Raw genomic sequence first — 14,375 nt, forward strand, 5'->3', positions numbered from 1 at the left:
TTCGATCATGGCGGTACACGAGGTGCTGAATGTGAAAGACGTTCCCGAAGGCGGGCATGTCCGGGTCGAGGTGGAAGGGCGGGAAATCTGCATCTACCGGATCGGCGGGGAGTTCTACGCGCTCCACAATTACTGCCCGCACCAGGGAGCGCCGATGTGCGCGGGGCTTGTCTCCGGGACGAATCTTCCGTCGGACGTCTACGAATACGATTACAGTCGCCAGGGCGAGATTGTGCGCTGCCCTTGGCACGGCTGGGAATTCGATATCAAAACCGGGAAGTCCTTGTTCAGCGACCGGACCCGGGTGAAGAAATACGAACTGGAAATTAAGGACGGCCGGATTGGTATTGTGCTTGGAAAATAAGGAAAGTCACCGTGTCGTGCCGACGAAGAGCGCAGACCGGGATTTACCGAAAGGCGTCTTCCGTGGTGCGTTGCGGCTGACAGGATTGTGGGCAAGGAGATAAAAAACATCGGGCTGCAACAAGCCGTCTATTTGCCAAAGAGCTGCGTTGTGCAGCTCTTTTTGTGTTTAAAACAGGACAGAGGCTTGTACTCAAAATCAACATTTTATAAGGTGAAAAAGCCACTCCGCAAGAGAGTGACTCACCAACCCATCCGATAGTTGGAGCATATTGCATATAGCTCTGACCATATAAAGCAAATAGCATGAAGATGACGTTTAACACCATAGCCGAAATTACCAAAAGTCTACTTTTCATAACAATCTCCTTACCCCCTAAACAAATCGCATATTCAATCTACGGCAAAATTCATACATTAAATATAAGCAAATTATGAATTTATTTCAAAAATTTGGAGTGAACTTGCTGAAATACAGTGAACGAGGATAACCGCATCATGATTCTTCACCAACTTTGAAACGAAGTTCAGAATGTGACGTATTTTACATGTATGCCAAATGTATCCCAAGATACCGTATAAACCGAAACAAAAGGAGGCCTTCGATTCATGAAAATCAGACTCGTCCTTGCGGTTTTGACCGTTTTGATGCTATCGGGTTGTTCGCTTCTGGACGGTGTGAGCAGCACCTTGAACTATGGGGAAGAAGCGAAAACGTATCTCCAGGAAGCGGCCGCTTTCGCCGAAAACCTGCCCGCCGCCGCCCAGGAAGCCGTAACCGATCCCCAGGCGGGGGAGAAAGTAAAAAAAGAACTGGAAGCGATGAGAGAGAATATTTCCAGTTTTAACGGACTGGACGCGCCGGGCTTCGCCGAAGACCTGCATAAGCAGATCGTCGGGTACAACGAAACGATGCTGGGCACGATTAACGGACATCTGGAGCAGCTTAACGGCCAGGTGCTCGATTATAAATCGCTTCTCCAGTCCCCGGTGATTCAGCAGGTGAACGAAATGAAGCAGCTTACCGAGAAGATCCAGAACTTGGGTCAGTAAAATAAGTTAAACACCGCCCCCTATCCTCGGAAAAAGCGGCCGGAACCCATAAATATCCAAGCCCCGAGCGGGCTTTTTTTGTTAGGCGCGGCACATTTGCAGGTCGGCTCCCGCCGTGATCATTCGATTCATCCGTACACGCGGGTCAATTCCTCGGCGGCCTCTCCTTCATATAGGAGGAAGGGGTACGGCCGGTCGTTTTTTTGAAAATCCGCTGAAAATACGAAACGTCCTCGTACCCGACAAATTCGGCGATCTCGGCGATCGTCAGCAGCGAATCCATCAGCATATAGACGGCTTTTTTCACGCGTACGGCATGGACATATTCGCTGATGGTTTGCCCCGTTACTTTTTTGAAAAGAGCGGCGGCATAGTTGGGGCTTTTCGAGATAAATTCGCCCAGCTCGTCTTTCGTCACTTTCTTGCGGTAATGGTCGCGGATATACTGCTTCATCCGTTCTGCATGTTTTCCCGTTTCGGACGAAACCGCCGCTTGATCCGCTTCGCGGTTAAGCAGAGCGAGCATTTCCAGGAGAATGGCTTGTCCGCGAATTGCCGCGTACGGTTCGTTCTCTTTCCAATCGGAGTAGCACTTACGGGTCCGTTCAAGCAAAAATTCGGCCATGCCGGAGCGGATTTTTACCCATGGTTTGGTCAGAAGCGGCAGCTCGTGACCGGTTTCCGTAATATGGAAGCTTGCGACATATTTGTTGTGCAGGAAGGTCGGAATGCTTTTGCCGTAATAGGATACGCCCTCTCTGATCAGGAGAAGGTCGCCTTGCTCCAGCATAATTTTGTCGTTTCCGATCCAGTACAGGCAGCGGCCGTAGCTCAGCATGATGAACGAAGCGGCCGCACTGCCGCCGGGCTCGCTTTCCTCGTACCATTCCGCCAGCCGGTCGTGCCGGATGTTTGTTAATTTGATCATGGTTCCCTCTTCATAGAACGTACTATAGTACAATTGCAATACTATAGTTCATTTTCTCCCGAACGGAAACGAATTACAATAGGGACAACCAAAGAAGAGGAAGGACCGATCATATGCGGAAGACAAAAATTGTTTGCACCATGGGGCCCTCATGCCGCTCCGTCGAGGTATTGAAGGAATTGATCGCAGCCGGAATGAACGTGGCGAGAATTAACATGGCTCACGGAGAGCTGGAGGATCACAGCCTGCAGATCAGCCGGATCCGTCAGGCGGCGAAAGAAACGGGCGCCATCGTACCGGTGCTGATGGACATCAAAGGACCGGAAGTACGGATCGGCCTGCTCAAGGAAGCGTCGTGCGAAGTGAAAGCGGGGGACTGCCTCACGCTGACAAGCGAAGAAATCGCGGGAGACAGCACGCGCATCTCGGTCAATTATGCCGAACTGCCGCAAGTCGTGAAGGCCGGGGACAAAATTTTGATCGACGACGGGCTGATCGAACTGAGAGTCGTTTCGGCGGCGGGAACGGAAGTGTCGTGCGAAGTGATCAACGGCGGCGTCATCAAGCCGCGCAAAGGGGTTAACCTGCCGGGCGTGCATACGACGCTCCCCGGAGTCACGGAGCGGGACATCCGCCATATCGAATTCGGCATCCGCGAAAAGATTGAGATCATCGCCATGTCCTTCGTGCGTAAAGCGGAAGACGTGCTTACGGTCCGGCAGCTTCTGGAGGATCAAGGCTGCGGTCATATCCAGATCATTTCCAAGATCGAAAACCAGGAAGGCGTAGACGAGCTGGAAGCCATCGTGGAGGCGTCGGACGGAATCATGGTAGCCCGCGGGGATCTGGGCGTTGAAATTCCGGTCGAAGATGTTCCGGTCCTCCAGAAAGTGATGATCGAATCCTGCAACCGCGCGGGCAAGCCGGTTATTGTCGCCACTCAAATGCTGGATTCGATGCAGGTCAATCCGCGGCCGACCCGGGCTGAAGTGAGCGACGTCGCGAACGCCGTTCTTCAGGGCTCCGACGCGATCATGCTGTCGGGCGAGACGGCCGCCGGCAAGTATCCGGTCGAATCGGTGCGCACGATGGCCACGATCGCCAAGAAAGCCGAGGGGCTTTACATGGAGGAAACCGGCCGTCAACAAGCGGGCGTTCCCGCAGAGGTCAATGTGACGGAGATCATCAGTCAGGCGGCTGTCCGCGCATCGGAGGCGATCGGAGCGAAAGCGATTCTGACACCGACGATGAGCGGATACACCCCGCGGATGGTGTCCAAGCACAGACCGAAAGCGCCGATCATCGCCATTGCGCCTAGTGACGAGGTTCTGAACAAGCTCTGCCTGCTGTGGGGCGTGCTGCCCGTGAAAGGCGAATTTGTACAGACGACCGACGACATGTTTCAGGCCGCGGTATCCAGCGGAACCGCACAGGGGCTGCTGCAAGCCGGCGATTACACCGTGATCACGGCAGGGGTGCCGATCGGCAAGACGGGAACGACGAATCTGATTAAAATCATGCAAGTGTAGAAGGAAAAGCCTCCCGGCGACGGGAGGTTTTTTTGCTGCGTAAACGGAATGTGTCATGCAATGCTTTTCTACCAGAAACTTCAATGACTGAACGATAGTGACTGAAACTTTGAATCCGCCTCCGGGCGGATTTTTATTTTGCGCTTCTAAGAAAAGGAGGATTCGCAGCGGGATCTTTTGCGGTATAATGGACAGATGTACGTAACGATGATGTGGAGGCACGGCCAGATTGAGAAATTATCCATTTGCATTTGATCCGACGAAACCTTTTATTCAGCAGGCAAGCGACTGGATTGCCGACGTGTTTTACGAGCTTCTGCCGGAAGCCGGTTTTGAAGTGAGAGACGAACAAATTTATATGGCGTTTCAACTGGAGAGGGCTTACCAGGAGAAACAGACCATCTTTGCGGAAGCGGGAGTGGGAACCGGGAAAACGCTGGTGTATCTGCTTTACGCTCTTACTTATGCGCGTTATACGAGAAAACCCGCGATTATCGCTTGTGCCGACGAGTCGCTGATCGAGCAACTGGTCAAACCCGAAGGGGACATCGCCAAGCTCGCCCGGCATCTCGATCTGACGATTGACGCCCGGATGGGCAAGTCGCAGCATCAGTACATTTGCCTGAATAAACTGGACGACACCCGGGGCGGCGCTTTTGACGACGAGGAAGTTTTCAGCGAGATTTATCACGGCCTTCCTTCGTTCGTCCACTACCCGGACACGCTCCAGTCCTTCTATCCGTACGGCAACCGCAAGGAGTACCCCGAGCTGACGGACGAGCAGTGGGAACGTATCGGCTGGGACGTGTTCCAGGACTGCCTCGTCTGCAGCCAGCGGCATCGCTGCGGCCAGACGTTGTCGCGCGAGCATTACCGCAAATCCGCCGACCTGATTATTTGTTCCCATGATTTCTACATGGAACACGTCTGGACCTACGAGGCCCGCAAACGGGAAGGCCAGCTTCCTCTTCTGCCGGACCACAGTTCCGTCGTATTCGACGAAGGGCATCTGCTTGAAACGGCTGCGCAAAACGCGCTCACCTACAAATTGAAGCATTCGGTATTTGAAAGCATCGTCATCCGGCTTCTGGAAGGCGAAGTCAGAGAAACGCTGGCCCTGGCCATCGAGGAGGCCATCGTCCAGAGTGAAACGCTGTTCCGCGTGCTGGACGAGAGCAGTTATTCCGTCCCGGCCTCGGAACGCAAGGAATTCGCCTGGAGCGAAGAATTGAAACGGGAAGTAAGCCGGTTCCGGCAGCTGATCGACGTGATTGAGGAAGAGCTTGTGTTCGAAAGCGGACTGTCCACACTGGACGATTACCAGCTCAAAATCGTCGAGGAACACCTGGAAATGATTCAGCTTGCTTTGAGCTTGTTCGATAAGCCGGGTCAGCTCATTTCATGGGTTACGGAGGATTCCGACGGAATCACCCTGGTCATCATGCCGAAAATGGTAAAGGAAATTTTAAGAGACCGCGTCTTTTCGAAAAAAATGCCGGTCGTGTTTTCTTCGGCGACCTTGTCCGTCAACGGCTCTTTCGACTATATGGCGGGCAGCCTGGGCATCGAAAGCTTCCTTTCGTTCTCCGTTCCCTCCCCTTACGATTACAGCGCCCAAATGAAGGCGAACCTGTATCCCGACAAGCCGGAAGAGGACAAGACCGGACGGGTTCTGGAACTGCTCAAGGAATCCGACGGGCGGGCGCTTATCCTGTTCCCGTCCCGCGAGGCGCTGGGCGATTTCAAACGGAACATGACACGGTATCCCGAGTCCGCCGATTTCCGGTTTTTGTTTGAAGGCTCGGCGGAAATCAGCCACCTCATCTCGTCGTTTCAGAACGACGAAGAAAGTGTCCTCTGTGCGGTAACGCTGTGGGAAGGACTGGATATTCCGGGACCGTCCTTGTCCCATGTAATCGTCTGGGAGCTTCCGTTTCCTCCGGACGATCCCGTCTTTGCGGCCAAGCGGAAAGATTCGGCTCAGCCGTACGAAGACGTGGACATGCCCTACATGCTGCTCCGCCTGAGGCAGGGCATCGGGCGCTTAATCCGGTCACGCGATGACCGGGGCATGGTGTCCGTTCTCGGTCATGATTTGGATAATCCTACGGTCAGAGAGCAGATCCAGGGCCTGCTTCCGCATTAAGCGGGATGTCAAATGTTGCCGATTTATGACGTTTCCGCTATGATAGACAAGATGCTTCCGGTTCACATTCCGTATTTCAAGTAAAATATAGGCCGGACGATGAATTGAATAAGTCGGTACAGGTGCTTGCCGTTGGAATCTTAACGCGGTACAGCTTAATAGGGAAGTCCGGTGCAAGACCGGCGCGGTCCCGCCACTGTAACAGAAGAGTCGCAGCAACCACAGTCACTGGTATCCATGCCGGGAAGACTGCTGCCGATGATGACGCTGATAGCCAGGAGACCTGCCTGTATCCGTAACACGAGCAACCTACGGGAGATAGGGAGGTGTTAGATGCGTTCTGTACTGAAATTACGAGCGTCTTTCCCTTTGTCTGTAAACGAAGGGGGAGGCGCTTTTTTGCATGGACAGCCCTAAAAATATCAACGGTCGAGGTGAGGACTTGCAATCGGTTTGCAATAAAGAAACGGTACGGGAGACCGGGGAGGCCAGGGGCGCCCGCTCCGCATCCGCAAAAAAATACGGGACGGCGCGCACTCTAACCGCTTTTCCGCTCTTGCTGGGCGGCTTGTCGCTTCTCCTTGTGATCTCCGTGACGATAGCCGTCATGCTCGGTTCCGTTCGGATCGAGCCCGTCACGGTCTGGAAGATCGCTCTGTCTCACATGCCGGGAATCGGCAGCCTGATCGAGCGGGATTGGACGAAAGCGCAGGAGCATATTATCTGGAACATCCGCTTTCCCCGCGTCCTGCTCGGTCTTGTCGTAGGAGCGGGCCTGTCCGCGGTCGGAGTGACGATCCAGGCGCTAATCCGCAATTCGCTCGGGGATCCTTACATACTCGGGGTATCGTCCGGCTCGTCGGTTGCGGCTACCCTTGTTCTGCTGTTCGGGGGCTTCTCGTTTCTTGGCGCTTACGCGCTGCCGGTTTCGGCCTTTATCGGCTCCCTTGTCGCGATGGCGCTTGTCTTTACCTTCGCCAAGGTAGGAGGCCGCATTTCGACCACCCGGCTGCTGCTTGCGGGAACAGCCGTTGCGAGCATGATGTCGGCGTTTACGAGCTTCATCGTCACGATGGCGCCGAACGCCCAAGGCATCCGCTCCGTCGTTTACTGGCTGATGGGCAGCCTGGCCGGCGCGAAGTGGGAATACCTCACCGCACCGGCTCTGATCGTGGTGTCCGGTATCGTTTTCCTACTCTTTCAGCACCGGTCGTTGAACGCTCTTCTCGTGGGGGAAGGCGCAGCGGGAACGATGGGGGTCAATGTGCCGGCGTTCCGGACCTGTCTGGTGATCGTGACCGCGCTGATCACGGGAACGATCGTGTCCGTCAGCGGCTCAATCGGTTTTGTCGGCCTGATGATTCCCCATATCGTCCGGCTGGTGCTCGGCTCCGACCACCGCAAGGTGCTTCCGGTCAGCGTCCTTTTCGGGGCGGTCTACGTCATATGGGCCGACGTTCTGGCCAGGCTCGCGCTTGCGCCGGAAGAACTGCCGATCGGCATCGTCACGGCGATATGCGGAGGCCCGTTCTTCATCTGGCTGCTCCGCAGAAGTTCATACGCGTTCGGAGGTGCTTCTAAATGAACATGGAAGCGAATCATCTCACTTTGAGCATAGGCGCCAGGAAAATCCTCGACTCCGTAAACCTGGCCGTCCGCGAAGGCGAGTTTATCGGCCTGATCGGCCCGAACGGGAGCGGGAAATCGACCCTGCTCAAAACGGTCTACCGCGAGCTTAAGCCGGACGCGGGACAAGTGTTTATGGATGAGCGGGAGCTGCTGAATCTGCCCTACAAAAAAGCGGCCGAACTGATGGCCGTCGTCAGCCAGGAATCTTCCGTCGAGTTCGATTTCAGCGTGGCGGACATGGTTCTGATGGGAAGATATCCCCACAAGAAATGGTACGAAAGCGATACGGAAGCGGACCGGGAAATATGCTTCCGGGCCTTGGAAACGGTCGGACTCGGACACTTCGGAGAACGCAGCTTCGCGACCTTGTCCGGCGGCGAGAAGCAGCGGGTGCTTATCGCCCGGGCGCTGGCCCAGCAGGCGAAGTTTCTGATTCTGGACGAGCCCACGAACCACCTGGATATCCGCTACCAGCTCCAGATCATGGAGCTTGTCCGCTCGCTGGGGATCACGACGCTGGCCGCCCTTCACGATCTGAATATGGCGGCTTACTATTGCGACCGTCTCTACATCATCAGCGAGGGCAGGATTGCGGCGGAAGGAACGCCCGCGGAACTTCTCGTCCCTGCTGTTCTCCGGGACATATTCGGCGTTCACGCCGAGGTGAACCGGCACGCCCTGACAGGCAAGCCGGTTATTACGTACTTGCCGGAATCTTTTTATAACGCCGGACTAAAACAGACGGAGGAATCCTTTTGAATCTTATGCGATCTCTTAAACTTTCTTTATTTTTATGCCTCACTCTTGTGTGCATGGCCGCTATAAGCGCCTGCTCCGCTTCCGATTCAACCAAAGAACTTGTACCGAGAGGGACCGCGGAGTCAACGGGAACACCGGCGGCAGCCGTAGAACTTGATAATATGGGGCAGAAGCTTCATTTTTCGGAAGCGCCCAAACGGGCCGTCACTTTAAATCAGCATGCTACGGAAGTAATGCTTGCGCTCGGTCTGGAGAAAAACATGGCCGGCACCGCTTATCTGGACGATCAGATCCTCCCGGAGCTGCAGGAAGCTTACAACCGGGTTCCCGTTCTCGCCAAAACCTATCCGTCCAAGGAAATTTTCGCGGAGGCCGCTCCGGATTTTGCCTATGCGGGCTGGAAAAGCGCGTTTACGGAGAAAAGTCTGGGCACCCGGGAAGAACTCGCCAAACAGGGGGTTCAGACTTATGTGCAGGAATCTTCCAATAAAGCCGCTCCAACCTTGGAGGATGTGTACCGGGATATTTTGAACATCGGCCGCATTTTCAGGGTGGAGGCCAAAGCGAATGAACTTGTGGACGGCATGAAACAGCGCTTGAAAGACATTCAGGACCAAATCGGCACGGTCGGGACTCCTCAGAAGGTGTTCATTTACGACAACGGCGAAGACAAAGCTTTTACGGCGGCCAACACCTACATTACGAGCCTGATCAACATGATCGGCGGCAAAAATATTTTCGACGATATTCAGAAAAGCTGGGTCGAAGTCAGTTGGGAAGAGGTGGTCAGCCGCAGCCCGGACGTGATTGTCATTATGGATTACGGCGATACGCCGGTAGAGAAGAAAAAAGAGCTTCTTCTGGGTAAAAGGGAGCTGGCCGATATTCCGGCGATTAAGAACAAGCGCCTGCTCGTTCTCCCTCTGTCGGCCGCTTCCGAAGGAATCCGCGCCCCGATCGCTCTCCAGACGCTGGCGGAAGGGTTATATCCCGATAAAGTACATAAAAAATAAGCCTTCTTTTCCCATCCGATTTTGGGCAGCGCCGTTAAAAGCCGTCTGCCGATGGAATGAAATGAGCCCCTGCGAAAGGGGCTTTTTTTATGCGATGAATCTGAAAAATGATCCTGGGAAAATGATTTAAGAAAGTTTTAATAGATGCTTCATAAGGGGTTTATTTTTGTTGCCTATGATGACAGTGGAAGTCAAATACGAATGGTTCAGGAGGATGAAGATGAACAAGAAATGGCTTGTGCTGGGAAGCGTAATCGGAATCAGCAGTCTCATGATGGTCACGACGGGAATAAGCGCCATGGCCGGAACTTCAGGGTACGACGCCTACAAGTCCGCGTTGAAGAACACCAAGACAGTCCAAAGTGTGACTGTTCAGGCAGCAGGATCTTTGCAGGACAACGGGAATGTGGCACTGAGCGCAAACGGGACGTTTAAAATGAGCCGGGAAGGCGGCTCGGCAAGCGGTGCGGGTGAAGTTTCCGCCGGCGGCGCGAAACAAGCGCTTCAATTTTACAAGCAGGGTGATCAAGCCATTTTCAAACCGGGAAGCGGCGATGTGTATTATGTAAAAGATGCGGCGGCCGAAACGCATAAGCGTTTTAAAGACTCCGCGGAAAAAGAAATGCCGCAGCACGTGGAAACCGTGGTCGACGCGCTGGTCGGCAATCTGAAAGATTATGTCGCCGTTGATGTGAAAGAGGACGGGAGCAAGCGCGTATCGGCGGAGTTGGACGGCGCTCAGCTGCCCGCTGTTGTTCAGGCGATTGCGCCGATCGTCATCAAGCAGGCGTCTAAGGAGCACGGACAGCCGGAGAAGAAAGCTGACACGACGGCCAACCCGTTCGGCAACGATTTTCTGAAGGGGGCCGCTCCCGAGCTGACCGATGATATTCGCCTGGAGAAGGTGGCCGTCAACGCGACGATCAGTCCTTCGAACTATATTCAGCACCAGGAGGCGGAACTGACCGTATCCGGCAAGGATGCCGGCGGCAAAACTCATCAAGTCGTCGTACATCTTCAGGCGGATCTGTCCGGATATGATTGCACCACGCCGGATACGGTGGATCTGAACGGCAAAAACGTACAACCGATAGAGTCCGAGCACCGGAACAAGTGGCAGGGCAAAAACGGCTGAACCAGCTGCATATTGTTTCGTCCGCAGCCGATAGACGGGGGTTACAGGACGTCTGCCGGCTTCCGGACGAGAAAGGAAGAGATTATACGGATGCAACCTATTTTGGAGGTCAGCGGCTTAACGAAGCTATACCGTGGAAGCGGACGCGGAATAAGAGAGGTCAGCCTGCGGCTGGAGGCCGGCGACGTCTATGGTCTGCTCGGCCCGAACGGAGCGGGTAAGACCACGCTCCTGAAACTGATCACGGGTCTGGTCCGGGCCGACGGCGGCACGGTTACCCTGTTCGGCGCCGACAGGAACCTCCATCACGAGCAGGCGATGGCAAATGTCGGCTGCATGATCGAATCGGCCGATTTTCCCGATTTTCTGACGGCCTGGCAGTATCTCCGGCAGTCCGCACGCTTTTATCCGCAGGTGACGGGACAGCGGATGGAGGAGGTGCTGGATACCGTCGGACTGCTTCGGGTTCGGCAGGAGAAAATCAAAGGCTTCTCGACAGGCATGAAACAGAAGCTGGCGTTGGCGGCCGCCGTTTTGTCGAGGCCGAAGCTTGTCCTGCTGGATGAGCCCACGAACGGCTTGGATATCGAGGGAACGGTGGTGTTCCGAAGTCTGATCCGCAAGATGTCGGCGGAAGAAGGGACCTCGTTCCTGATCTCCAGCCATATGATCCACGAGCTCGAGCAGCTTTGCAGCCGGGCGGGAATTCTGGCCGGCGGCAGCCTGAGGATAGAAGCGGATGTCTCCGGTTTGGTGCTGGAAGGCGGGACGCTCGAAGATTTTTACATGAAAGAAATCCGGGACAAGGGGGAGCTTCAAGGTGCATAGATGGAAAGCGGGTTACGTGAACGAGCTTTATTTGCTGCTGTACCGGAAAAAGATCGGCATCTTCGGGGCGGTCTCCGTCCTGCTTCCTATTCTGTTTGCCGTCTCGTTACAAGCGCTTGAGCCCTTGCTTGGATTGATGGCGGTTAGCGGGTCTTTTCCCGTTCAGACGCTCGGTTTCTACACGGCGCTGTGGATTCCCCTCTTTATTTTGACGCTTACGGGCGACCAGTTTCCTCACGAAGTCGCTTCAAGAACGCTTAAACTCGCTTTTCTGCGTCCCAACACGCGCTTTCACGTATTCACCGCGAAGGTGGCCGCCCAGGGAACCGCCGTCGCTGTCCTGCTGGCGCTGCTCTTTGCGGGTACGCTGCTGTGTGCGATGTTCACGGGAACGCCTTTGGGCTTAGCCGAAGGACTGTCAGCCGCCAAAGCGTATGCGGCCGCGTTTGCCGCCATGCTGGCCCTGTCGGCCGTATTTGTTTTTGCCGCGCAGTTTTTCAAAAGTGCCAGCGGATTCGTCGTCTTCGGCATCGTGTTGTATGCGGCCGCCAAGCTGGCTCCTTTCCTCGTCCAATCTTTCCCGGCGTTCTCACCCGTGTCTTACACGGATTGGCATCTGCTTTGGCTGAATGACGGGGTACCGGCGGGAAGACGGATGACGGCTGCTCTGTTTCTGCTTTCCAGCAGCCTCTTGTTTTTTGCCCTCGGTTATTATAAATTTGATCGAAAAGAAGTGTGAACGGGGAAAAGCCTATGTCTATCCGTTTCAAGCTGCTGCTTTCGTATGCCGCGATGCTTGTTATCCCGCTCGTTATGATGCTCATAACGGCAATGCTTCTCGTCGTGGTGTTCCGCGGGGATTTGCAGTCGATCAAAGACCAGTACGGGGAAGGCGAAAGCCGTTTCGAGAACCGCGGCATCGAGCGGCTGCTCAAAGAAATCAAACGCACGACGGAAATTAACCCCGCGGCATGGACAGATGCGTCTTACCTGGCGGAAATCGACGGGGAGCTGCAGCGGAACCAGTCCAATCTAATCCTGCGCAAAGGCGATGAGATCGTCTACGCGGCCGCCGCCTTTCCTTATCCGGAGCTTCTTAAGAAGCTGCCGGCATATGAGCGGCCGGGGAACGTGGTCATGGCCAAGCCCGAGCGGATCGGCAAACAGCTTGTCGAAGTCGTTCATGCGGACTTCAAGTTTGAAGACGGTCAGAAAGGCAGCCTGTTCGTCGTGACGGCCGTGAGCCCGTTCGTCACTTTCGCCCGGAAGTTTTTTCCGATCTTGTTTATCGCTTTAATCGTCATTCTCATTCTTACGCATACGCTGCTGACTTATTTCGTTTCCAGAAGCATCATTAAACCGCTGAATACTCTGAAAGCCGCCATGAAGCGGATAGAGGCCGGCGATCTGGATTCCCGGGTCGTGCCTTCGGGCAGGGATGAAATCGGGGAGCTGAGCGCGGCTTTCGAGCAGATGAGGATGAAGCTTAAAGCATCCATCCAGACGCAGCTTCAATATGAAGAAAACCGCAAAGAGCTCATCTCGAATATTTCCCACGATATCCGCACTCCGCTGACGGCCATACGGGGGTACGTTGAAGGGCTCGGGGACGGCATTGCGGATACTGACGAGAAACGGGAGAAATATATCGGCATTATTACCTCCAAAGCGGAGGAGATGGATCACCTGATCGACGAGCTGTTTTTATACTCCAAGCTTGATTTAAAACGGCTGCCGTTCAATTTCGAGGCGGTTGATCTGCACGCGTTTATCGAAGATTTATCTTCGGAGCTGGAATTCGAGCTCGGTAAACAAGGCATCCGTTATTCGGCCGATATCAGGCTGAAACCGCATACGGAACTGGCGATAGACCGGGACAAAATCAAGCGCGTTTTCGTGAATATCGTAGATAACAGCGTCAAATATATGAATAAACCCGATAAACAGATCGGCCTGAAGGTTCTGGGAACCGGGCAGGAAGTCCGTATCGAAATATCCGACAACGGCCGGGGAATCGATGCGGAATCTATTCCGTATATCTTCGAGCGGTTTTACCGGGCCGACCCGTCGCGCAACAGCGATACCGGAGGCAGCGGCCTCGGTCTCGCCATTTCCAAGCAGATTATCGACGGTCACGGGGGTACGATCCGGGCAAGCAGCCTTCCCGACGAGGGCAGCTGTGTTACGATCATGCTTCCGATCCGAACGAATAAAGAGAGTGATTCCGTATGAAATCCATATTGATCGTGGAAGACGAGCGGCTTATAGCCGAGTTGCAGAGAGATTACCTGGAGGTTCACGGGTTCCAAGTCGAAATCGCGGAGGACGGGGAGAACGGACTGCGTCTCGGCTTGAGCGGAAACTACGATCTGATCCTCCTGGATCTCATGATTCCCCGCATCGGCGGGTTTGAGGTATGCAGGAAAATCCGGGAAGAAAGAGACATTCCGATTCTGATGGTCACGGCCAAAAAAGAAGACATCGACATTATCCGGGGTCTGGGTCTCGGGGCCGACGATTATATCACCAAACCGTTCAAACCCGCCGAACTCGTCGCCCGTGTGAAGGCCCATTTGTCCCGTTACGAGCGGCTGATCGGTCCCCCGAAAAGCAAGGAGGAAGTGTCCATCCGGGAGCTTGTGATCCATTTCGGTTCCCGCCGGGTTTTTCTGCGCGGCAGTGAAATTACGCTGACGACGAAGGAATTCGATCTGCTCTGGTTTCTCGCGCGCAACCCCAACCGGGTGTTCAGCAAGGATCATCTTTTCGAGAAATTGTGGGGCATGAATTCGCTCGGCGATTCTCAGACGGTTACCGTCCATATCCGAAAGCTGCGGGAGAAAATCGAGCTGGACTCTTCGAACTCCGAGTATATCGAAACCGTATGGGGCGCGGGCTACCGCTTCCGTTTATAGGCAATTTCCGGGAAGCAAACAAGAGCAGGAAGGTGGATGCAGCCTGCTTTTTTTTGCTTTTCGGGGAAAGACGGGGC

Annotated in this window: 14 protein-coding genes and 1 riboswitch; of the genes, 12 read left to right on the top strand and 2 right to left on the bottom strand. The window is 54.5% G+C overall.

The window, feature by feature from the left end:
• Window positions 1-7: 7 nt before the first annotated feature.
• Window positions 8-364 carry a Rieske (2Fe-2S) protein gene (locus HMPREF1207_RS24455; RefSeq protein WP_009672423.1) on the top strand — a complete coding sequence of 119 codons (357 nt, stop codon included), beginning with the start codon at window positions 8-10 and terminating at the stop codon, window positions 362-364.
• Window positions 365-407: 43 nt separating this feature from the next.
• On the opposite strand, the gene HMPREF1207_RS29425 is transcribed toward HMPREF1207_RS24455, so the two are convergent.
• On the bottom strand, window positions 408-722 hold the full coding sequence (locus HMPREF1207_RS29425; protein WP_138918143.1) for a hypothetical protein: 315 nt from the start codon (window positions 720-722) through the stop codon (window positions 408-410).
• Between the two features lie 250 nt (window positions 723-972).
• On the opposite strand from HMPREF1207_RS29425, the gene HMPREF1207_RS24460 reads away from it, so the two are divergent.
• On the top strand, window positions 973-1,416 hold the full coding sequence (locus tag HMPREF1207_RS24460; protein WP_009672546.1) for a DUF6376 family protein: 444 nt from the start codon (window positions 973-975) through the stop codon (window positions 1,414-1,416).
• Window positions 1,417-1,561: 145 nt separating this feature from the next.
• Here HMPREF1207_RS24460 and HMPREF1207_RS24465 read toward each other — a convergent pair whose 3' ends face one another.
• A complete protein-coding gene (locus HMPREF1207_RS24465; protein ID WP_009672443.1) occupies window positions 1,562-2,344 on the bottom strand; it encodes a helix-turn-helix domain-containing protein in 783 nt (260 codons plus the stop codon).
• 113 nt (window positions 2,345-2,457) lie between these two features.
• Here HMPREF1207_RS24465 and pyk point away from each other — a divergent pair, with 113 nt between their 5' ends.
• From pyk to HMPREF1207_RS24515, 10 genes are all read left to right on the top strand, one after another.
• On the top strand, window positions 2,458-3,873 hold the full coding sequence (pyk, locus tag HMPREF1207_RS24470) for a pyruvate kinase (RefSeq protein WP_009672466.1): 1,416 nt from the start codon (window positions 2,458-2,460) through the stop codon (window positions 3,871-3,873).
• Between the two features lie 229 nt (window positions 3,874-4,102).
• On the top strand, window positions 4,103-6,019 hold the full coding sequence (locus HMPREF1207_RS24475; protein WP_009672543.1) for an ATP-dependent DNA helicase: 1,917 nt from the start codon (window positions 4,103-4,105) through the stop codon (window positions 6,017-6,019).
• 103 nt (window positions 6,020-6,122) lie between these two features.
• A riboswitch (cobalamin riboswitch) is annotated at window positions 6,123-6,324 on the top strand.
• 98 nt (window positions 6,325-6,422) lie between these two features.
• Window positions 6,423-7,604: a FecCD family ABC transporter permease gene (locus tag HMPREF1207_RS24480; protein WP_009672561.1), complete on the top strand. Its 1,182-nt coding sequence runs from the start codon at window positions 6,423-6,425 to the stop codon at window positions 7,602-7,604.
• On the top strand, window positions 7,601-8,407 hold the full coding sequence (locus tag HMPREF1207_RS24485) for an ABC transporter ATP-binding protein (protein WP_009672428.1): 807 nt from the start codon (window positions 7,601-7,603) through the stop codon (window positions 8,405-8,407). The genes HMPREF1207_RS24480 and HMPREF1207_RS24485 overlap by 4 nt, the downstream gene beginning before the upstream one ends.
• A complete protein-coding gene (locus HMPREF1207_RS24490; RefSeq protein WP_016424050.1) occupies window positions 8,404-9,420 on the top strand; it encodes an ABC transporter substrate-binding protein in 1,017 nt (338 codons plus the stop codon). The genes HMPREF1207_RS24485 and HMPREF1207_RS24490 overlap by 4 nt, the downstream gene beginning before the upstream one ends.
• A 220-nt stretch (window positions 9,421-9,640) precedes the next feature.
• On the top strand, window positions 9,641-10,555 hold the full coding sequence (locus HMPREF1207_RS24495; RefSeq protein ID WP_009672441.1) for a hypothetical protein: 915 nt from the start codon (window positions 9,641-9,643) through the stop codon (window positions 10,553-10,555).
• Window positions 10,556-10,645: 90 nt separating this feature from the next.
• Window positions 10,646-11,383, top strand: coding sequence for an ABC transporter ATP-binding protein (locus HMPREF1207_RS24500; protein WP_009672370.1), 738 nt, complete (start codon window positions 10,646-10,648; stop codon window positions 11,381-11,383).
• The gene (locus HMPREF1207_RS24505; RefSeq protein ID WP_009672459.1) at window positions 11,376-12,122 is read left to right on the top strand and encodes an ABC transporter permease subunit; all 747 of its coding nucleotides are present in this window, start codon (window positions 11,376-11,378) and stop codon (window positions 12,120-12,122) included. The genes HMPREF1207_RS24500 and HMPREF1207_RS24505 overlap by 8 nt, the downstream gene beginning before the upstream one ends.
• Window positions 12,123-12,136: 14 nt before the next feature.
• Window positions 12,137-13,615 (top strand): sensor histidine kinase, encoded by a 1,479-nt coding sequence (locus HMPREF1207_RS24510; RefSeq protein ID WP_009672567.1) that lies wholly within the window; start codon window positions 12,137-12,139, stop codon window positions 13,613-13,615.
• Window positions 13,612-14,298 carry a response regulator transcription factor gene (locus tag HMPREF1207_RS24515; protein ID WP_009672471.1) on the top strand — a complete coding sequence of 229 codons (687 nt, stop codon included), beginning with the start codon at window positions 13,612-13,614 and terminating at the stop codon, window positions 14,296-14,298. Before HMPREF1207_RS24510 ends, HMPREF1207_RS24515 begins: the two co-directional genes overlap by 4 nt.
• The last annotated feature ends 77 nt before the right edge of the window (window positions 14,299-14,375 follow it).

The sequence above is a fragment of the Paenibacillus sp. HGH0039 genome (genome assembly GCF_000411255.1).
Lineage (GTDB): Bacteria > Bacillota > Bacilli > Paenibacillales > NBRC-103111 > Paenibacillus_F.